This window comes from Streptomyces sp. TE5632 (assembly GCF_054061295.1).
This window is the reverse complement of record NZ_JBSSEA010000003.1, coordinates 1,326,531-1,346,773: the sequence shown is the minus strand read 5'-3', so window position 1 is coordinate 1,346,773 and position 20,243 is coordinate 1,326,531. Positions and strand designations below refer to the sequence as shown.

Here is a 20,243-nt window from a genome sequence, read left to right as displayed (position 1 = left end):
AACTACACCCATGTCCGGGGGCGGTAACGGTTGGCACGTTCCACCAGGTCGATCCTCTCCTCACCGCTCCGCGCCAGCCGGGCCAGCGTGCGGTACGAACGCTCCAGCCCGAAGCGCAGGTTCCGCTCGTCCAGTCCGCTGCCGAGCAGGGTCCGTCCCTCGGCAGCGCTGCCGGCGTTTCGGTTCCCCCGGCCCGGCGGGGCCGGAAGCGGAACGGAACCCTGGCCCCCGGAGAGTACCCAGTCCAGCGCGCAGCCGAGGACCTCGGCCGACAACTGCTCCCGGCGCGCCGGATCCAGACCGTACGACTCCAGGGCCTCGACCTGGGACGCGGCGGCGCTCAGGTCGTCCAGGAACGGTACGTCACCGGCGGCGGCGGCCCGCCCCCGCAGTCGGGCGCGTACGGCCGCCACCCGCGCGGCCGTGTAGTGGATGGAGGACTCCGGCACCGACTCCAGCGTCCGCACGGCGCCGCGCCGGTCACCGGCGGCGAGCCGCACGCGGGCCAGGCCGAACGCCGCGCTCACATGGCTCGGGTCGGTCGACCACACCAGGCGGTAGTACTCGGCGGCGTTGTCGAGCTGGCCCAGCACCTCCGCGCACAGGCCGAGCGCCAGCTTGGGCGCGACCTCGCCGGGGAAGGCGTCGTAGATCGCGTCGAAGGCGAGCGCGGCGCCCTCGTGGTCGCCGGTGACCAGGGCGGCGACCCCGCGGTACCAGACCACCCGCCAGTCGTCGGGGTCCCGCTCCTCCAGGGCCCGCAGCACGTCCAGCGCGGTGTCCGACTCGCCGGTCTCCAGCCAGGCGCGGATCTGCCGCAGCCGGGTCTCGGCCGACGGCGCGGGCGCTGCCGCCAGGGCGTGGACCAGCTCGGCGGGCGCGGAGGTCAGCAGGCCCGCCAGGAAACCGGCGTTGGGGTCGGCGGGGTCGACGTGCGGGACGGGCAGGGCGAGGGCCGCCGCGGGAGTGTCCACGGGCTTGACGATGTCCGCCGGGCCGGAGGCGCCGGTGGTGGGGGAGGGGGCGGTGGAGGTCCCTGCGGCGAGCTGCTTCCGTCCCGGCGCCCGTCGTGATCCGGCGCGCTGCACCGCCCGCGCCCCGAGGCGGGACACGTCGCCCCGCGGCCGGGGGAACAGCTCCGTGTCCGTCACCCGCGGTTCCGGGCCGAACAGGGTCGACAGGGCGGGGCGGGCCCGGCCCGACTGGAGCGAGACCACCTCGCGCAGGACACCGGTGAGCTGTTCGCTCATCTCCTGCGCGGAGGCGAACCTGCGAGCCGGGTCGGGGTCGGTGGCGCGGACCAGCAGCCGGTAGAACGACTCGTACTGCCGGAAGACCTCGATGTGGTCGGGGTCGGGCAGCGAGTCCGCGTAGACGTTCGTGTAGCCCTGGAAGTCGAAGGTGAGGACGGCGAGCGTCCGGGCGACCGTGTAGAGGTCGGAGGCGACCGAGGGGCCGACGTCGGCGACCTCGGGGGCCTGGTAGCCGACCGTGCCGTAGATGGCCGACTCGTCGTCGTCCGCTCTGCGCACCGCGCCCATGTCGATCAGCTTGAGCTCGTCCTCGGTCTGGATCGCGTTGTCGACCTTGAAGTCGCAGTACAGCAGGTTGCGGCCGTGCAGATGCCCCAGCGCCTCGAGCGCCTCGATGCCGTACGCGCACGCCTGCTCCACCGGCAGCGGGTCCCGTCTGCCGTCCGGCTTCCGGCGGCCGTTGGCGATCTCCTTCAGGGCCTTGCCGCCGACGTACTCCATGACGATGTAGCCGTCGAGGGAACCGGTGCGCTGGTCGAGGTGCTCCACGAAGTTGTAGATCCGCACGATGTTGGCGTGCTCGATCTCCGCGAGGAAGCGCCGCTCGGAGATCGCCGCGGCCATCGCGTCCTGGTCGCCCGTGTCCAGCAGGCCCTTGAGGACCACCCAGCGGTCCGAGACGGCCCGGTCCACGGCGAGGTAGATCCAGCCCAGTCCGCCGTGCGCCAGACAGCCGACCACCTCGTACTGGCCGTGCACCACGTCGCCGGCCCGCAGCTTCGGGACGAACGAGTACGGGTGGCCGCACTTGGTGCAGAAGCCCTCCGTGCGACCCGGCCGGCCGGCCCGCGCACGGCCCACCTGGGCCCCGCAGTCCGAACGGGAGCAGAATCGCTTCCGCTCGGGCACCTCGGGGTTGTCCAGCACCATCGCGCGCGGGTCGGGGCGCGGGATCGGCGGGACCTGGACCAGCCCCGCACCCAGCCGGCCGCGGCCGGAGGAGCCCGTCGACGAGCCGGAGCCGCGCACCGACACCGAGCGTTCGGCGCCGCCTCCCGGCAGGGAGCGGGACAGCCGCCCGGACACCGAGCGCCGGGACCGGGACGATCGCGATGATCGCGATGACTGTGACGACTGTGACGACGCACGTGAACCGCGCCCGCCGGACCGGGAGCCGCGGCCGCCGGAGGTGAGACCGGTCGGGACCGACCCGACCATGCCCGTCGTCGGTGACACGACCGGCGCCAGACCGCAGGTGTCGCAGTACAGCTCGCCGCCGCCGACGTCCTCGTAGGCACCCTGGCAGCCGGGACGCTGACAGGCCCGGGCAGCGGCGGTCTGCGCCCGCGGCTCCCGCTGTTCCGTCCGCGCTCCCTGCCCGTTCCGCCCCTGGCTGTGCGTCCGGTTCTCCGCCCGACTCATGCCGCTGCCTCCCCGTTGTCGCTCATGCGCCGGGCCTCCCGCCCCCCTCGGGCGTGCCCTGGCCGGGCACCCGGGGTGCGGTGCCGAGGAGTTCGGCGGCCGCGTGCTGGTAGCGCAGCACCGCCTCCCGGGCGACGCGCAGATCGCAGGGCGCGCTCCACAGCATGCGGCGCGCCCTCTCGTACCGCTCGACCAGCACGGCGTCCTCCGCGAGGCCGTGCCGGGCGACCTTCGCCCGGTACGCGTCGAGCCGGCCGCGCAGCTCGGCGCGGATCGCCAGCGGCGCGGTGACCGCGGTCAACGACTCGCGGGCGCGCTCCAGTTCGTCCTCCGCCTTCTGCTCCAGGGACTCCAGGAGCGGGGACAGCCGGTGCCACTGGGCGTGCCTGCGGTACTCGGCGGCCGTCACCAGCTGCTCCTGCAGCGCGGTCGGCGGCCCGCTGACCACCGGCACCTCCGTCGCGGCGATCTTCGCGAGCACCTCGCCGCGCGCGATACGGGCCTCGGCGAGCGTGCGGTCGGCGCGCGACAGGACGTCCCGCAGCCGCACGATCCGCTTCTCGGAGTCCTGACGGACCGCCAGCACCGCGTCGATCTCGCGGCGCACCTCCTCCAGGGCCCGCGCCTCGCGGTCGTACACCGTCGTGTCCGGCCTGCCGCCGCCCGGCGCCGAACTTCCCTCCGCGGGCTTCCAGAACGCCAGTGGGTCGGACACCACCTGCTCGCGCAGCGCGGTCAGGGAGTGGGTGATCCGCTCCAGGTCGTCGCCCGCCGGATGCTCGCCGGGGCGCACACCGACCGGGTGCGCGAGCCGGCGGGTGCGCTGGAGCTCGGCGGCCAGTAAATCGATCCGGGCGGGCAGCGCCGACCACACCGCGTCCGCGGCGACGACCATGTCCAGCGACGACGCGTACAGCTCGTTCATCCGCTCGACCAGCGTGGCCAGCGAGTAACGCTCGCTGAGCCGGCTCCCCGGCCGGCCGGGGAGCGTCGGCGCGTTCGCGGCGGCGCTGGAGGTGGCCGAGCCCGCGACCGTGACGCACTCGCCGCGCAGCAGCTCCGTCAGCTCCACCAGGTCCTCACGGCTGGACCAGCGGCGCCGGGCACGGATCTCCCGGGCGGTGCGCAGGGCGCCCGTGTACGCGTCGAAGTACGTCCACAGCAGCGTGATCGACGCCTCGGTGGCCTTCCAGCGCTCCTCGGTGCGGCCGGTGAGGCGGGCACCCTCCAGGAGCCTGCGGCCCGCGTGGTCCTGCAGGGCCAGGAGCGAGGTCTCGACCGCCTCGTGCTCCGCGCCGAGCCGCGCAAGCGCACGGTCCACCTCGTCCCGGTCCATCACCGGCCCGGTGGGGTCCGTGTCGCCCATCGGTCACCTTTCGCTGCGGGTCGGCCGTTGACGGTTCGTCTCTGGCGGTTCGTCTCTGGCGGTTCGCCTTCGGCGGGCGGTACTTGACGACTGGTCAGCTCGTGCGCAGGTACTGCGGGGCGGGTGGCTCCGACTTCGCGGGATCACTGCCCAGTGTCGCCGACAGCCATGTCTCGTACGCCTTTTGCCACCCGTCCTCGGTGTCCTCGCGGAAGTCCACCAGGATCCGGTTGACCCGGCGCAGCAGGTCCTTCGCGTCCTGCTCCATCGCCACGCCGTAGTACTCGGTCGTGAAGGCGTCGCCCTTGAGTTCGACCGTCGGGTCCTGGGCGGCCTGGCTGGCGGCGAGCGCGCCGTCGGTGACCACCGCGTCGACCTCGCCGAGCTGCAGCCGCACCAGGCAGTCGAGCTGGTTGGGGACGGTGGTGCGGATGTCTGCGGACTTCGGGAGCCTGCCCGCCGCCTTGTCCTCCTCCAGCTTCGCGTACGCGGTGGAACCGGCCGCCGTGCAGATCCTCCGGTCCGCGAGCGTCTTGTCGTATCCCGTGACCGACGACTCCTTCGGGGCCAGGACCTGCTGTCCCGTCCTGAAGTACGGGGCGGAGAACGCCACGTCCCGGAGGCGTTCGCAGTTGATCGTCATCGTGCGGACGACCATGTCGACCCGGCCGTCCTTGATCGCCGGGATGCGCTGGTCGGTGGGGATCGCCTTGAACTGGACCGCGTCCCGGTCGCCGAGTATGTCCTCGGCGATGCGGTGCGCCAGGTCGATGTCGAAGCCCTCGAGCTGTGCGCCGTCCCCGCCGTTGGGGTCCCGGTAGCCCCAGCGGTAGCTGTTCTGGTCGATGCCGACGATCAGCTTGCGCTTCTCGCCCGGCCGGTTCTTGATCGCGTCGATGGTGTCGCCGTCCGCGTCGGAGGGGGACAGGGTCTGCTTCTCCGGATCGGTGCACTCCGCGTCCGCACCGACGGCGTCCGTCACGGTGTGCCCCGCGGCCTTCGGGGCCTTGACGGCGGGGGACCCGGCGCGGGTCAGCACCAGCGCGAAGATCAGCGCGAGCACGCACACGGTGGCCATCGCGCCCACCCCGCCCCAGCCCCGCAGGCCGGCCCGCAGACGTCGTGCGTTCCTCATCACGCCCCCTTTCACCGGTACTCCGACAGCCTGCGGCCGATGCCCAGCACCGCGCCGGCCGCGCCCAGCACGGCGAGGCCCGCCGCGCCCTCCGGCAGCCCCTTCAGCGCGTCCCGGCCACCGCCGGCCGCCTCCGTGAACTCGGCCTCCTCGTGGGCGAGCGCGGCCGCCAGGCTGTCGTCGACGCCGTCGAAGCACTCGCCGGTCGCGCCCTTGCCGCCGATCACCAGGTCCAGCGCCCGCTGGTAGTCGCCGTTCTCGTCCTGCTCCCGGGCGGCCCCGTGGCGCTTCTTCCACTCCGTCATGTCGCTCACGGCGGCGGCGACCGGCTTCTCGCCGCTGCTGTCGTCCGCGAGCTCTCCGGCCCGGGTCAGGCCCTTGTCGAGGGCGTCCATGTCGCGTTCGAAGTCGTGGTCGTAGGCGTCGTACGTCTCGTCGCCGACCTTCTTCGTCTCGGCGCCGCGCGACACCAGCGTCAGGTTCTCGTTGCCCCGGGCCCTCAGGGAGGCGATACGGGCGTCGTGCAGCACGTTGAGCGAGCGGACGCCGTGGTCGTAGGAGTCGTTCAGCCCCGAGCGGGCGAGGCTGTGGCCGGCGACCAGCCAGAGCAGGACCACCGTGGACGCCGCCGTGGCCGCGACCAGGCCGTGGTTGAGCACGCGGTGGGTGCGCAGGTAGGTGCGGCGCTGCGTCCAGGCGAGTGCGGCGAGGGCGACGGTGCCGAGCGCGATGGCCGCCCACGGGTACGGGGTCGCGTCCGCGTAGTCGGCCTGAAGGCGCTGGTTCTCCTTCTTGTAGAGGTCCTCCGCCGCCGGGAGCATCTCCTGCTGCATCTTCTCGTTCGCGTACCGCAGATAGGCGCCGCCCACGGGGTAGCCCTGACGGTTGTAGGTGCGGGCGCGCTCCACCAGGCCCTTGTACTCGGGCAGCAGCCGGTTGAGTTCGGCGATGGTCGCCGCCGACGGGGAGTCGGGGTCGGAGTTGGCCGCGGCGTTGACCAGTTTGGCGGCGGCGGTGCGGATGTCCTTCTCGTAGCGGTCCCGGGAGGCGGCGGTCTCCTGACCGCCGGCCAGGAAGCCGCTGGAAGCCGCGGTGTTGGCGTCCGCGAGGGAGCGGTAGATGTCGGCGGCGTCGGAGGTGAGGGGCTGGCTGCTGGTGAGGACGGCGTCGGCTGCCGCGGCCCTGTCGGTCACCTGCCAGGCGGTGACGGCGCCGAAGGCGACGACCAGGGTGGCGAGGACCGCGCCGATGATCCGCAGGCGGCCGGGTTCGGTGGTGGCGGCCTCGCGCAGGCGCACGGCGCCTTCGACGAACGCCGTGCGACGGGGTGCTTCCGGCGGCCGGGGTGCGGGGAGCCGGGAGCCGTCGGGTGTGTGACGGGGGGCCGCCGGCGCGCCGCCGGGCCCGGACTGCGGCGGTACGGCGGGCACGGTGGGCGCGGCCCCGCCCGGCGGTGCCGCGCTGCCGCTCGGTGTGTGTGTCACCCGACCTCCCCCGTGGTCATCCGTCCCGCCAAGTATCGCCGCACGGACCGACATGTGCACCGGCTTTGGCGTGATCTTGAACCGCCCGCCGGTTCGTCTGTCGATCCGACTGTCCGCCGATCCGACCGGTCGACGGCCCGCCGGCCTGACTGTCGGTTCGGTCGCGATCCGGCTGCCGGTTGGACTGCTGGTCCGGCAGCTGGCTGGACTGGCGGTTCGACTGCCGTGCGGTCGCCGGGAGTTCCGGCTGCCGCGGCGCCCCGACCCTCTCCACGGACCGGCCCCCTCACGCCCCCCCGCACGACCCCTGCCCATGAACACGCCGGTGGAATCCGGTTGGTTCCGGGCGCCTGCCAGGGGCCGCCGCCGGTGTGCGGCCGGCCGGACCGGCAGGGGCTGCCGGACCTGCTTCCCGGCCTGTTCCCGCGAGCGGTTCTCGCGTCTGTCGTCAGGCCCGGTGCCCGGCCTTCGGGTCTGACCGGCGGATCAGGCCGGAGAAACGGACGGCGTCCACCCGACGAGGGCGAGGCGTGTCAGTCAACCGCGCCGCACCGGCATGATCCCGCCGGACAGGCAGCTAACGCCGCTCGTAGTGGGCTCTCAGCCGGGCGTGGGCCTCCGGCGGGGCCGCCAGGCGGTCCAGGCCCAGCAGGGCCGCGCCCAGGACCGGGGCGGCGGTGACGACCCGGGGGACGGCCTTGGGGGCGCGCTCGGCGAGGAGAGCGCGGATCCGGTCGTCCAACAGGGCGTGCCGTGCGGCCAGGACGCTGCCGCCCAGCAGGACGGGTGTCTCCTCGGCGAGCAGGCCCAGGCGGGTCAGCGCCACGACGGCCATCGCCACCACCTCCTCGGCCTGGCGCTCGACGATCGCACCGGCGACCGCGTCACCCCCGGCCGCCGTGGCGAACAGGACCGGGGCGAGTTCGTGACGGCGGGCCGACGGGAGGTGCCCCAGGTGCAGGGCCTCGATGAGGGCCGGCATGCCGGACAGGCCGAAGTGGGCCGGGAGGGTGTCGGCGAGGGCGGTGGCGGCACCGCGGCCGTCCCGGGCGCGTGCCGCGTGCCACAGGGCCTCCTCGGCCAGCGCCCAGCCACCGCCCCAGTCACCGGAGACGCGGCCGAGCGCCGGGAAGCGGGCGGTACGGCCGTCGGGGCGCATACCGACGCAGTTGATGCCCGCGCCGCAGACGACGGCGACCCCGCGGGGCTCGGTGACACCGGCGCGCAGGATCGCGAACGTGTCGTTGCGGACCTGCACGGTGGTGCCCCAGCCGCGTGCCGTCAGGGCCGCCGTCAACTGCTCCTCCTCCACGGGGAGATCGGCGTTGGCCAGACAGGCCGAGACGTGGGAGACGGCGGTGACGCCGGCGGCGGTGAGGGCGGCGGCGACGGTCTCGGCGAGGGCGTCCACCGCCGGCGTCACGCCGACGGCGGGCGGCCGGAAACCGGCGCCGCGGGCCGTGGCCAGGACCTCGCCGTGCCGGTCGACCACGGCGACGTCCGTCTTGCTGTTGCCGGCGTCGACGGCGAGGACGCCCGCGGTCACGCCCACGTCAGGTACTCCCGGTTGTGCGCGAGGAGCTGGTCGGTGAGCCGCTCGGCGTACTCGTACTGGCCGATCAGCGGGTGGGCGAGGAGGGCGCGGAAGACCCGCTCGCGGCTGCCGTGCAGGGCCGCTTCGAGGGCGAGGTCCTCGTAGGCGGTGACGTTCGCCATCAGGCCCGCGAAGAGGGGGTCAACACGGGGCACGGGCAGCGGGCTCGCGCCCTTCGGGCCCACGGCGGCCTGGACCTCGATCACCGCGTCCTCGGGGAGGAAGGGGAGCGTGGAGCCGTTGCGGGTGTTCACCACCTGGTACGGGCTGCCGGCGCCGTGCAGCAGGGCCGCCGCCAGATCCACCGCCGCCTCCGAGTAGTAGGCGCCGCCGCGCTCGGCCAGCAGGGCCGGTTTCTCGTCGAGGGCGGGGTCGGCGTAGAGGTCGAGCAGCCGGCGCTCCATGGCGGCCACCTCGGCGGCCCGGGACGGCTTGGTGCGCATGTCCCGTACGACCTGGTCGTGGGCGTAGTAGTAGCGCAGGTAGTACGAGGGGACCACACCGAGGCGGTCCAGGACGGCGCGGGGCAGCCGGAGGTCCGCGGCGACGGCGTCGCCGTGGTCCCGCAGCAGGGCGGGCAGGACGTCCTCGCCGTCGGGGCCGCCCCGGCGCACCGCGGTCTCCCAGGTGAGGTGGTTCAGGCCCACGTGGTCGAGGTGGAGGCCGGCGGGGTCGGTGCCGAGGTGGGCGGCGAACTTGCGCTGGAGGCCGATGGCGACGTTGCACAGCCCCACCGCCCGGTGCCCGGCCCGCAGCAGCGCCCGGGTGACGATGCCGACGGGGTTGGTGAAGTCGATGATCCAGGCGTCGGGATTGCTCCGCCGGACCCGGTCGGCGATGTCGAGCACCACCGGGACCGTGCGCAGCGCCTTGGCGAGACCGCCGGCGCCGGTGGTCTCCTGGCCGACGCAGCCGCACTCCAGCGGCCAGGTCTCGTCCTGCTGCCGGGCGGCCTGACCGCCCACCCGCAGCTGGAGCAGCACCGCGTCGGCGCCGTCCACCGCCGCGTCCAGGTCGGAGGTGGCGACGACGCGTCCCGCATGTCCCTGCCGGGCGAAGATGCGGCGGGCCAGCCCGCCCACCAACTCCAGCCGGTCCGCGGCCGGATCGACCAGGACCAGCTCCTCGACGGGCAGGGTGTCCCGCAACCGGGCGAAGCCGTCGACGAGTTCGGGCGTGTAGGTCGAACCGCCCCCGATCACGGTGAGTTTCATTGTCGTCAACCCTCTGCTTCTGCTCCGGTGGGCGTGACACCTTCGGCGAACGCCCTCTGGGCGAGAGGCATACCAGGATCACGGGCGTCAGACCAGGGTGGGCGCGGGTACGGGCACGGGAACGGCGGAGGGCGGCACCCGGGACTCCCGGGTGCCGCCCTCCGCCGTGGTTCTCCGTGCCGCCGGTCTACTTCGTGGTGTTCGGCGGGGGCAGCGGGGAGGCCGCGACGGACTGCGGCGAGACGCTGCTCGCGTAGGCGGACGGGGGCGCGACGGCCGCCGCCGGATCGGGGCCCTCCATCTCCACCGGGACCGTGTCACCGCCGACGATGCGGATGCCGGCCGAGTCGAAGGCCCGCTTGATGCGCCAGCGCAGCTCGCGCTCCACGGTCAGCGACTTGCCGGGCATGGTCTTCGCCGAGACCCGGACCACCATCGAGTCCAGCAGGACGGAGTCGAGGCCGAGGACCTCGATGGAGCTCCACAGGAGCTCGTTCCAGGGCTCCTCCTTGCTCATCCGCTCCGCGACGGCGACGAGCGTGTCCTTCACCTGGTCGAGGTCCTCGTCCGAGCGGACCGTGACGTCGACGTTGGCGGTCGCCCAGCCCTGGGAGAGGTTGCCTATGCGCTTGACCTCGCCGTTGCGGACGTACCAGATCTCGCCGTGGTCGCCGCGCAGCTTGGTCACCCGCAGGCCGACCTCGATGACCTCGCCGGTGGCGACGCCCGCGTCGACGGTGTCACCGACGCCGTACTGGTCCTCGAGGATCATGAACACGCCGGAGAGGAAGTCCGTGACCAGGTTGCGGGCGCCGAAACCGATCGCGACACCGGCGACACCGGCCGAGGCCAGCAGCGGGGCCAGATTGATCTGGAACGTGCCAAGGACCATCAGCGCGGCCGTACCGAGGATCACGAACGACGCGACCGAGCGCAGCACCGAGCCGATCGCCTGCGAGCGCTGGCGCCGCCGCTCGGCGTTGACCAGCAGACCCCCGAGACCGGTGCCGTCCACGGACGTACCGGTCCGGGACATCCGGTCGACGAGCTTGGTGATCGCCCGCCGAACGACCACTCTCAGTACCGTGGCGATCACCACGATGAGCAGGACCCTGAGGCCGATCGCGAGCCACGTCGACCAGTTCTCCTCCACCCAGCCGGCGGCGTTGGTGGCGCTCTCGTGGGCGTCCTTGAGGCTGGGCACCATCGGGGTCCCGGAATCCGAGGGCGTCGGCGACGACCCCTCGGCCAGCAGGACGGCGGGCAAGGACACGGCAGGTACCTCCAGGTGCAGGTTCTGCCCCCGGTGTGACGGTCAAGGTCTTCAAGGTCACGAAAAGGTCAGGGAAAGGTCACCGGTACGGGCAGAACCACCACACTAACGGGGCATTGTGGAGGGACCGGCGCGATACGTGAAGAAGAGACCTCCCTCACCCACACCTGAACAGGCCAAGATCCCGGAGGTCGGAGGGCCTGTGGTCGAAAACACTCCCAGCCCGTTACCGGGACATGGTGGCGCTACGACCAGGCATGAGGGGAGACTGGCTACGGATCGTCCCGGCGCGAGCCACGCGTCGCCGGCGTACAAGGAGGCATCCGTGCCGCATGTCCTGGTTCTCAACGCGTCGTACGAGCCACTCGGCGTCGTACCGCTCCGCCGCGCGCTCGTCCTCGTCCTCGAGAACAAGGCCGTGTGCCTCGAGGAGTCCGGCGCCCATCTGCACAGCGCGACCGTCACCATCCCCGCACCCAGCGTGGTCCGGCTCAAACGCTTCGTGCGGGTCCCCTACCGGGGGCCCGTTCCACTGACCCGCCGCGCGCTGTTCGCCCGCGACGGGGGCCGGTGCATGTACTGCGGTGGCGTCGCAACCAGCGTCGACCACGTCATCCCGCGCAGCCGCGGGGGCAAGCACGTCTGGGACAACGTGGTGGCGTCCTGCCGCCGCTGCAACCACGTGAAGGCCGACCGGCACCTGTTCGAGCTGGGCTGGCGGCTGCGCCACAAACCGGCCCCGCCCACCGGCCTGGCCTGGCGCATCATCGGCACCGGCCACCGCGATCCGCGCTGGCTGCCCTACCTCCAGCCGTACGGCGCGGACGACGCGATGGCCCGCATCGACGGCCTGACCCGGATGGACGGCATCTCCGCCTGACCGGTCCGGCCGGCCCGATCCGGGCCTTCGCTCTGGGCCGGCCCCGGGGGACCCCCGTTTCCCCGGGGCCGGCCGTGCCCCGGTCAGGCGTGGCGCAGTTCGGTCGGATGGGTCGAGCGGTGGAGGAGGGGGAGGGCCGTCGCCGAGGCCAGGAGGCAGGCCGTGTAGGCCGCCGGGGGGATCAGCAGGGCGGCCCAGGGGAGGGACGAGGTGGCCGTCAGGGTGCTGTAGGCGGTGCCGGCCGCCATGCCGCCCAGGCCCGCCAGGAGCAGGGCCGGAGCCAGGGGGAGCGCGGTCTCCAGGAGCAGTGCCCGGTTCAGCACCGAGCGCGGTACACCGGCCGCGACCTGCGGGGACAGCCCCCGTCGGCGGGTGGCCAGGGACTCGGCGGTGCCGACGGCGAGGCCGGTCAGGGTGATCAGCAGGGCCACGGTGATCGCCGCAGCGGTCAGGTTCAGCCCGGTCGTGTAGTACGACATGTCGGCGGCCAGGTACTCCGCCCTGTGCAGGGAGGCGAGCAGCGAGTGGCGTATCCCCATGAACGCGGTGCCGACGACCGTGACCAGCAGTACCGCCGCATGGGTACGGGCCGGCGCCCACGGGTCGGCGCGCAGCCGTTCCGCCGCGAGCAGCACCGCCGCCGACCGGGCCCGGACCGCGAGCACCCGCCCCATGAACCGGGAGGTGGCCCCGGCCAGCCACACCGCGCCCGCGCCCACCGCGAGCAGTGCGGCGAACAGCGTCAACGGTTTCTGCCAGTCCGCCCGGCCGGACGGACCGTGCCCGGACACCGCGGTCGCCACGCCCACCGCCACCACCAGGGCCGCCGAGCCCAGGAACAGCCTGCCCGGTCCGCGCGCCGAACGGACACCCGTCACACGGCGCACCCAGCCCAGCGGCGAGGCCACCACGCGGCGCAGCGCCAGCACGCTCGCCACCGCGCCCAGTACGGGCACGGCGGCGGCGACCAGGGCGACCGCCACCCAGGTGAGCACGGTCGGCCGGGACCACAGGAGCAGCAGGAGCAGCACCGAGGAGACGGTCGCCGCCGCCGAACCGAGCAGGCAGGCGAGTCCGGTCTCCAGCGCGGCGATCCGCCGCACCTGCCAGGGCGTCGCCCCGGCCAGCCGCAGTCCGGCCAGCCGCCGGTCCCCGGTGCACGGCGCCGACGCGGGCGCACTGCCCGAGGAACCCGAGCACCGGAATCAGCAGGAGCAGCAGACCGAAGACCGCCCCGGCGCGCGTTCCGGGCTCGTCGAGCAGGCCCGCGGCGACGGGCACGGCGTAGTAGCCGTTGCCCAGCGACAGCAGGACCCCGGCGGCGAGCGCGAATCCGGTCGCGAGCGCCGCGCCGGTCGCGGTGAGCGTGACGCGCCACCATTCCCGCCGGTCCGAACCGCGGGTGAGCTGCCAGGCCAGGCGTAGGTCGGAGCGCAGGGAGGGAGCGGAAGCGGCGGAGAGCGAGGTGCTCACGCGGTCACCTCCAGCGGGGTCACGGTCCCGTCGCGCAGCTGCACCTCGCGGTCCGCGTACGCGGCCACCTGGGCGTCGTGCGTGATCAGCAGGACCGCCGTGCCCGCCTCGCGGGCCGTGTGCGCCAGGGCCGTCATCACCTGCTCGCCGGCGAGCGAGTCCAGGGCGCCGGTCGGCTCGTCGGCGAAGACCACCTTCGGGCCGGTGACCAGGGCCCGTGCCAGCGCCGCCCGTTGGGCCTGCCCGCCGCTCATCTCGCCCGGCCGCAGGTCCCCCTGCCCGCGCACCCCGAACCGCTCCAGCCACCCCCCGGCCCGCTCCCGCGCCCCCGCCCGGTCGGTGCCGGCCAGCATCAGCGGAAGCGCCACGTTGTCGAGCGCGGTCAGCTCCGGCACGAGCTGCCCGAACTGGAACACCACCCCGAAGTCGGTACGGCGCAGCTCGCTCAGCCGCTTCTCCGGCAGCTCCTCCAGCCGCAGCCCCGCATACGTCACCGAGCCGGCGTCGGGGCGGACGATCCCGGCGAGGCAGTGCAGCAGCGTCGACTTGCCACTGCCGCTGGCGCCGGTCACCGCGAGGATCTCGCCGGCGTGCAACTCGACGGAGGCGCCGCGCAGGGCCTGCGTCCTGCCGTGCGCCTTGACCAGGTCGCGGGCCGCGAGCAGCGGCTCCGCCGGCCGCTGGTCGTCCCCGTTGCTCAGGTTGCTCACGTTGCGTCGACCTCCGCGGTCAGAGTGGTGAGCCGGGCCGCCGTGGTGGTCATCCAACGGAGGTCGGCATCAAGGTGGTTGAGGGCGTAGTCCGCCGAGAGCACGGACGCCAGACCGGCGCCGCCCGCGGACTTCACCGCGGTGAGTTCCCGCATCCGCCGCATGTGGGCGACGCGTTGGGCGCGCAGATACGCGGCCGGGTCACCGCCGGACAGGATCGACACCACGACCTTGGCGAAGATCTCGTTCGTCACGAAGGGCGCGGGAGGAGCGATCTCCCCGGCCCAGCGGGCCAGTTCACGCGTCCCCTCGTCCGTCGTGCGGTACGCAGTCCGCTCCGGGCCGCCGTCCGACGCGGTGCCGTCGACCTCGGCGAGGCCGTCGCGGACCAGGCGTTGCAGGGTCGTGTAGACCTGCCCGTAGGCCAGCGGGCGGGCTTCGGGGAAACGTTCGTCGTGGCGTCGCTTGAGGTCGTAGCCATGGCTCGGCCCCGAGGCGAGCAGCCCCAGCAGGATGTGACGGGTGCTCATGCTGATCAGTATGCACCCGGTATATGTACTGAGTGAATAGTGGGGCGCGAAAAAAGCTCCGCCGCCCGGCCGACTGATCGGCCGGGCGGCGGAGCCGTCGGCTCAGTCCGCGACCGCGTACGCCTCCACCGACCACAGGGAGTAGCCGTACCGGGTGGCGCGGGACTCGCCCTGGACGCGGACGTGACGGACGTCGGGTTCGTCCATGCGGACGGTCTCGCGGCCGCCGCCGCTGTCCGGCACCGCCGCCGCCGTACGCCAGCTGCGGCCGTCCGCCGAGACCTCGACGCGGTAAGCCGACGGGTGCGCCTCCTGCCAGTGCAGCGCGACCTTCCCGAGTCGCACCGGGCGTTCCAGTTCGACCTGCCACCAGGCGTCGTCCTCGGCCGGGGACGACCAACGGGTCTGAGGATCACCGTCGTTGGCCGCCGACGCCGGGAAGTCGGGCGTCTCGTCGGCCGAGGAGCTCGCCCGGCCGGTGCGGGCCAGGTCGGGGCCGGCGGTGCGGGGGACGGCGTTCACCGTGAGCGTGCGGGTCGCCCCGCCGAAGCCGAACCGGACCTCGTACGACCGGGACGGTGTCCCCGGCTCCACCGTCACCTCGACCGGCACCTGAACGGGCGTGCCGCGCGGGACGGTCAGGGTCTCCTTCGGAACCCGTACCTTCACGCCCTTCGGCGCCTCCACGGTCACCTTGCCGCGCACCTCCTCGGGGCGCAGCGAGCCGAGGGTGGCCGTCAGCCGCCGGGTGCCGCCGATGTCGGTGTCCGCGGGGGCGTCCGGCAGCTGCAGCGTGGCGGCGGGCGCGTCCGTGAACCACGGGACGACGTGCCGCACCCGGGAGGCGTCCGCGCCGGTGATCCGCACGGCGCCGGCCGGGCCGTCCGCCCGGAACTCGGTGGCGCCGGACGGGGAGAGCGGGCCGAGGCGGCGCCAGCCCGCGCCCGGTACGTGGATCTCGGCCGTGCCGGTGGTACCGGGCTCGGCCAGTACCGTCACCGTGCTCAGGTCGCGGACCTGCGGCAGGTGCAGGACACCGTCCTGCGTCCGACCGCCGGACCCTGCGGTCGGCCTGCGGTCGATGCCCGCCCAGGTCTCGTACGCGTCCCGCGCCTGGTCCAGGAACGGGTCGAGGACGCCCTTGCCGACCGTCACCCGGGCCGTCTTCAGCCCGGCCCGCTGCTCGCTCAGCTTCCGGTACGCGGTCCAGGCGGCGCCCGCGTCGCCGGACTCCTGCGCCCGCAGCATCTCCAGCGCGGTGCTGCCGGCCTCGCCGTAGCGGGACAACTGGCCGGTCCAGGGGGCGACTTCGCTGGCGAGGGCGGCGGAGCGCGGGGTGTTGGACAGGCGCTCGGGCAGCTCGCGCAGCACCGTGAAGGCCGCGCGCAGCCGGTCGTCCGCCGCGCGTCCCGCGTCCGTGCCGGCGGTCGCGCGGGTGCGCCAGAACTCCGCCAGCAGCGGCCGCAGATACGCCGACTCCTCGGCGCCGAGGACCGAGGACGCGTCGTTGCCCGCCAGCGCGGACAGGGACTTCTCGAGTTCGGCGTCGCCGCCCGCGAGGTCGGCGATCGCGGCCCGCCAGGACTCCTGGGGACGGTAGTCGCGCGGGTTCCAGGCGAAGTCGGCGGCGGTGAACAGCGGGATGCGGGACGCCTCGGGCTGCTCCATCGCGTTGGCGAGCAGGGCCGCCGAACCGGCGGCGACGGCGGGTTCACGGCCCTGGTAGGGGCCGAGGAAGATCCGGCCGGGGGCGAAGTCGTTGACCGGGTAGTTGTCCATGGTCACCAGCGGACGCCCGAACACCTCCCGCGCCTTCGCCAGATCACCGCCCGAGATGGTGCGCGGCACCACCCCGACGCCGGTCCACGCCACCTCGACATCCGAGCCCAGAGCCTGTGAGAGGGCCCGCCGGTAGGCGGTCGACCCGTCCTCGTAGTACTCGGTCGGCATCAACGACAGGGCAGCGGAGCCGGGATGACGTTCCGCCAGGTGCCGGGCCACCTCGTTCGCCACGTACGCCTGGGCGCGCGCGGCCGCGTCGGGACCGGAGCCGAAGCGGCGGGCGTCCGCGCGGCAGTGCCACTCGCTGTAGCTGACGTCCTGGAACTGCAGTTGGAAGGTGCGGAAGCCCAGCGCCCACATCGCGTCCAGCTTGCGGGTCAGCGCGCGCAGATCGTCGTCCGAGGCGAAGCACATGGCCTGGCCGGGCGCCACCGCCCAGCCGAGCGTGACGTGGTTGTCCCGGGCCCGCTCGGCCAGCTCCCGGAACTCCGCGCGCCGCCGGTCCGGGTACGGCTCGCGCCAGCGGGCCTGGCGGTACAGGTCGTCGCCGGGCGCGTACAGGTACCGGTTCTGTTTGGTGCGGCCCATGAAGTCCATTTGGGCCAGGCGCTGTTCGTGCGTCCACGGGGTGCCGTAGAAGCCCTCGGTGATCCCGCGCACCGCCGTGGCCGGCCAGTCGCGCACGACGACCGCGGCGAAGCTGCCGTCCGGGCCCAGGAGTTGACGCAGCGTCTGGACGCCGTGGAACAGGCCGTCCTCGCCCGCGCCGGTGAGGGTGACGGTGCCGTCGCCGACGGTCAGTGTGTAGCCGCCGGACGGGAGGGAGTGCTGAGGGTCGCTCGTCGGCCGTTGCGCGCCCACCTGCACCACGAGCGCCCCCGCGGGCGCCTGTTCGCCGGTGGCGGTGAACCGGCGCGCCCCGGCCTCCCGCAGCAGCGTGCGCAGGGCGTCGAGGGCGCGGGGGTCGGCCGTCGCGTCGGCGGTCAGGGCGACCTCGTCGGTCACCGCGACCGGGGCGCCGTTCGCACGCAGGGAGTGCGGGCGGGGCCAGACGGCCAGGTCCGTCTCGGCCCGGTCGGGTACGGGAGACGTGGTCGTCCCGGGAACGGGCGGCGCCGCCACGGAGGCGGGCGCCGCGCCCAGGGTTCCGGCGACGACTGCGAACGCGAGGGCAACCGCCCTCTTCCCAGGCCGCAGTTGCAAGGCTCCTCCTCGAGGAGACGAAGACAGACCGAGACAGACCGAGATGGACCGAGACAGGCACGGCCACACAAGGAACACGGAGAACACGCAGAACACGGAGCCTCTCATTCTGCGCCCCGCCTGCCAACGGGAGAGACCGTTGTGACAGGTTTGCCCTGGTGTGAGACATGGGAACGGGAGCAGAATGTGAGCAGGAGCACGTTGTACGCATGGGTGCGTCTGGTCTCGCGTCCTCTGGGTAGGGGCTGCGGGAACCCGACCGAGCGACTTGCCTCAATGCTCAATGCTCAACGAAAAATGATCTCGACAAGGAGACCATCTGTGGCTGCCGCACCGGCTTATGTCCTGTCCCCGGCCCTGTCCAAACCCGTGGCGGAGCTGTCCGTCGAACCCGAAGGGCTGCACGCCTGCGTCTTCAGCGCGGAGGGACCCCGCGCCGAGGTCCCGCTCACCAGCGAGCCCCCGCTGCCCGATGCCGAACCCCTCACCAGTGAACCCCCGCTCGCCGACGCCGCCCCGCTGACCAGTGAGTCCGACGCCGCCATGGACTCCACCGGACTCGACTCCTTCCCGGCCCAGTACGTCCCGGAGCCCTAGATGGCCGCGCCCGGCCCGGCCGAGCCGCCGACCGAGCCGCCGTCCGTCGAGCTTCCGTCCGGACCCCCGCCGTCCGGACCCCCGCCCTCCGGACCCCCGCCCTCCGGGCCCCCGTCCGAGGACCTGGCCCTGCTCGCCGCCCTGCACGGCGTCGCCACCTCCTACAACCCCTCCCCGGACCGTACGGTCGCCGCCTCCGCCACCGCCGTCACCCTCGCCCTGGCCGCGCTCGGCGTGGACGCGGGCACGCCGGAGGCCGTCCGTGACGCGCTCGCCGCCGGCGAGCGGGAGCGGGCCGAGCGGCTGCTGCCGCCCACCGTGGTCGGCTGGGGCCCCGCTGTCCCGTCCGCCCTGGCCGCGCTCCCCGAGGGCACCCGCCTGCTGGTGAGCACCGAGCAGGGCGAGACCCGCGCCTCGGCCGCGCACCTCCCGCCCGGCGTGCACCGGGTCACCGCCACCGCGCCCGACGGCCGCACCGCCGAGGCCCACCTGATCGTCGCCCCGGCCACGTTGCCCGCGTCGCCGGCCCGCTCGTACGGGCTTCTCGTCCAGCTCTACTCGCTTCTCTCCCGCCGCTCCTGGGGCATGGGCGACCTAGGTGACCTCGGTGAGCTGGCCGCCTGGGCGGGCCGTACGCTCGGCGCCGGATTCGTCCAGATCAACCCCCTGCACGCGGCCGTCCCGGGCGCCCCGACCGACCCCTCCCCCTACCGGCCCTCCTCGCGCCGTTTCCCCGACCCGGTCCACCTGCGGATCGAGGACGTCCCCGAGTTCGCGTACGTCTCGGGCGCCGAGAACCGAGACCGGCTGCGGGCCCTGAGCGGACGCGCCGCGGAGCTGCGCGAGGCGGTGCTGGACAAGGGCGCCCTGATCGACCGGGACGCCGTGTGGGAGGCCAAGAAGGCCGCGCTCGAACTGGTGAACGAGGTGCCGCTCGGGCCCGGTCGGCTCGCCGCCTACCGCGACTTCCTCGCCGAGCAGGGCCCGGCCCTGGAGGACCACGCCACCTGGTGCGCGCTCGCCGAGGTGCACGGCCCCGACTGGCAGACCTGGCCGGACGGCCTGCGCGACCCGCGCTCACCCGAGACCCGTCGGGCCCGCCGCGAGCTGACGGCCCGCGTCGACTTCCACTCCCGGCTGGCCTGGCTCACCGACACCCAGCTCACCGCCGCCCAGCGGGCCGCCCGCGAGGCCGGGATGCCGGTCGGGATCGTCCACGACCTCGCGGTCGGCGTGCACCCCGGCGGCTCCGACGCCTGGGCGCAGCAGGACACCCTCGCCGCCGACATGTCGGCCGGCGCCCCGCCCGACGCCTTCAACGCCCGCGGCCAGGACTGGGGCCTGCCGCCCTGGCGCCCCGACCGGCTCGCCGCCTGTGGTTACGCGCCCTTCCGCGCCCTGCTCCGGGCCCTCTTCCGGTACGCGGGCGCCCTGCGCATCGACCACGTGATGGGCCTGTTCCGGCTCTGGTGGGTCCCCCGGGGCCACCCGCCCACCGAGGGCACGTACGTCCGCCACGACGCCGAGGCCATGCTCGCCGTCCTCGTCCTGGAGGCGTCCCGAGCCGGGGCGGTGGTGATCGGCGAGGACCTCGGCACGGTGGAGCCCGGGGTGCGCGAGGCGCTGCGCGAACGCGGGGTGTACGGCACCTCGGTGCTCTGGTTCGAACGGGACTGGGAGGGCGACCGCCGACCGCTGCCGCCCGGGGCCTGGCGCGCCGACTGCCTGGCCACCGTCACCACCCACGACCTGCCGCCCACCGCGGCCCGCCTCACCGGCGAGCACGTCGAGCTCCGCGACAGCCTCGGCCTGCTCACCCGCCCCCTGGCCGAGGAGCGGGCGGAGGCCGCCGCCGACACCGGGGAGTGGCTGGAGCTGCTGGCCCGGCTCGGCCTGCTGCACGGCACGGGCGGTGCCGCCGGCTCCGAGGAGGAGGCGCGCATCCAGGCCTTCCACCGCTATCTGCTGCGCACCCCCGCCCGGATGATCGGCGTCTGGCTCCCCGACGGCATCGGCGACCGGCGCCCGCAGAACCTCCCCGGCACCTGGGACCAGTACCCGAACTGGCGCCTGCCGATCGCCGACGCGCAGGGCCGCCCGATGTCGCTGGAGGGCCTGACGGCATCCCCGCAGCTGCACGCGCTGCTCGACGTCGTCCGCATCCGTGCAACCCGCGACGCCCATGCCGCCCCCGCCACCCGGCCGAGCGGTGCGGGCGGCGACACCTGAGGACAGACCCGGTCGGACCAGGGCATACCCGGTCCGACCGGGGCCCCGTACAGCACCCCGGGCGCGCGGGCCCCACGGGCGTTCGCTAGTTTGGGCAC

Annotated in this window: 13 protein-coding genes and 1 pseudogene; 3 read left to right on the top strand and 11 right to left on the bottom strand. The window is 74.0% G+C overall.

Translation table 11 applies throughout. The features are described from left to right. Positions 1 to 2 precede the first annotated feature (2 nt). The 7 genes from ACVW19_RS11240 to ACVW19_RS11210 form a co-directional block, all read right to left on the bottom strand. Positions 3 to 2,675 (bottom strand): tetratricopeptide repeat protein, encoded by a 2,673-nt coding sequence (locus ACVW19_RS11240; RefSeq protein WP_457458881.1) that lies wholly within the window; start codon positions 2,673 to 2,675, stop codon positions 3 to 5. A 22-nt stretch (positions 2,676 to 2,697) separates the two neighbouring features. Further along, entirely contained in the window at positions 2,698 to 4,041 is a 1,344-nt protein-coding gene (locus tag ACVW19_RS11235) for a hypothetical protein (protein WP_457458879.1), read from the bottom strand. Positions 4,042 to 4,135: 94 nt separating this feature from the next. Further along, positions 4,136 to 5,176, bottom strand: a complete 1,041-nt coding sequence (locus ACVW19_RS11230) for a glutamate ABC transporter substrate-binding protein (RefSeq protein WP_457458877.1) — start codon at positions 5,174 to 5,176, stop codon at positions 4,136 to 4,138. An 11-nt stretch (positions 5,177 to 5,187) separates the two neighbouring features. Beyond that, entirely contained in the window at positions 5,188 to 6,660 is a 1,473-nt protein-coding gene (locus ACVW19_RS11225; RefSeq protein WP_457458875.1) for a hypothetical protein, read from the bottom strand. A gap of 577 nt (positions 6,661 to 7,237) precedes the next feature. Beyond that, positions 7,238 to 8,212 (bottom strand): N-acetylglucosamine kinase, encoded by a 975-nt coding sequence (locus ACVW19_RS11220; protein WP_457458874.1) that lies wholly within the window; start codon positions 8,210 to 8,212, stop codon positions 7,238 to 7,240. Next, a complete protein-coding gene (locus tag ACVW19_RS11215; protein WP_457458872.1) occupies positions 8,203 to 9,468 on the bottom strand; it encodes a 6-phospho-beta-glucosidase in 1,266 nt (421 codons plus the stop codon). Before ACVW19_RS11215 ends, ACVW19_RS11220 begins: the two co-directional genes overlap by 10 nt. Positions 9,469 to 9,655: 187 nt before the next feature. Next, positions 9,656 to 10,741, bottom strand: a complete 1,086-nt coding sequence (locus tag ACVW19_RS11210) for a mechanosensitive ion channel family protein (protein ID WP_457458870.1) — start codon at positions 10,739 to 10,741, stop codon at positions 9,656 to 9,658. A gap of 325 nt (positions 10,742 to 11,066) precedes the next feature. Between ACVW19_RS11210 and ACVW19_RS11205 the strand changes: the two genes are divergently transcribed. Then, a complete protein-coding gene (locus tag ACVW19_RS11205; protein ID WP_457458868.1) occupies positions 11,067 to 11,621 on the top strand; it encodes an HNH endonuclease in 555 nt (184 codons plus the stop codon). A gap of 83 nt (positions 11,622 to 11,704) precedes the next feature. Here ACVW19_RS11205 and ACVW19_RS11200 read toward each other — a convergent pair. The 4 genes and pseudogenes from ACVW19_RS11200 to ACVW19_RS11185 form a co-directional block, all read right to left on the bottom strand. Beyond that, positions 11,705 to 13,058 (bottom strand): annotated as a pseudogene (locus ACVW19_RS11200) (FtsX-like permease family protein). Positions 13,059 to 13,090: 32 nt separating this feature from the next. After that, a complete protein-coding gene (locus tag ACVW19_RS11195) occupies positions 13,091 to 13,804 on the bottom strand; it encodes an ABC transporter ATP-binding protein (RefSeq protein ID WP_457458866.1) in 714 nt (237 codons plus the stop codon). Beyond that, positions 13,801 to 14,334, bottom strand: coding sequence for a PadR family transcriptional regulator (locus tag ACVW19_RS11190; protein WP_457458864.1), 534 nt, complete (start codon positions 14,332 to 14,334; stop codon positions 13,801 to 13,803). The genes ACVW19_RS11195 and ACVW19_RS11190 overlap by 4 nt, the downstream gene beginning before the upstream one ends. A gap of 102 nt (positions 14,335 to 14,436) precedes the next feature. Beyond that, positions 14,437 to 17,319, bottom strand: a complete 2,883-nt coding sequence (locus ACVW19_RS11185; protein ID WP_457458862.1) for a beta-N-acetylglucosaminidase domain-containing protein — start codon at positions 17,317 to 17,319, stop codon at positions 14,437 to 14,439. A 321-nt stretch (positions 17,320 to 17,640) separates the two neighbouring features. Here ACVW19_RS11185 and ACVW19_RS11180 point away from each other — a divergent pair, with 321 nt between their 5' ends. Both ACVW19_RS11180 and malQ read left to right on the top strand, forming a co-directional pair. Continuing rightward, positions 17,641 to 17,916 carry a hypothetical protein gene (locus tag ACVW19_RS11180; protein ID WP_457458860.1) on the top strand — a complete coding sequence of 92 codons (276 nt, stop codon included), beginning with the start codon at positions 17,641 to 17,643 and terminating at the stop codon, positions 17,914 to 17,916. Continuing rightward, positions 17,917 to 20,145, top strand: a complete 2,229-nt coding sequence (malQ, locus tag ACVW19_RS11175; protein WP_457458859.1) for a 4-alpha-glucanotransferase — start codon at positions 17,917 to 17,919, stop codon at positions 20,143 to 20,145. It abuts the gene before it with no gap. Positions 20,146 to 20,243 lie beyond the last annotated feature (98 nt).

Bases quoted from the DNA above. Each gene is read 5' to 3' on its own strand.
- ACVW19_RS11230 (WP_457458877.1), bottom strand. From the start codon at position 5,176: ATGAGGAACGCACGACGTCTGCGGGCCGGCCTGCGGGGCTGGGGCGGG.
- ACVW19_RS11190 (WP_457458864.1), bottom strand. From the start codon at position 14,334: ATGAGCACCCGTCACATCCTGCTGGGGCTGCTCGCCTCGGGGCCGAGC.
- malQ (WP_457458859.1), top strand. From the start codon at position 17,917: ATGGCCGCGCCCGGCCCGGCCGAGCCGCCGACCGAGCCGCCGTCCGTC.
- ACVW19_RS11240 (WP_457458881.1), bottom strand. From the start codon at position 2,675: ATGAGTCGGGCGGAGAACCGGACGCACAGCCAGGGGCGGAACGGGCAG.
- ACVW19_RS11235 (WP_457458879.1), bottom strand. From the start codon at position 4,041: ATGGGCGACACGGACCCCACCGGGCCGGTGATGGACCGGGACGAGGTG.
- ACVW19_RS11215 (WP_457458872.1), bottom strand. From the start codon at position 9,468: ATGAAACTCACCGTGATCGGGGGCGGTTCGACCTACACGCCCGAACTC.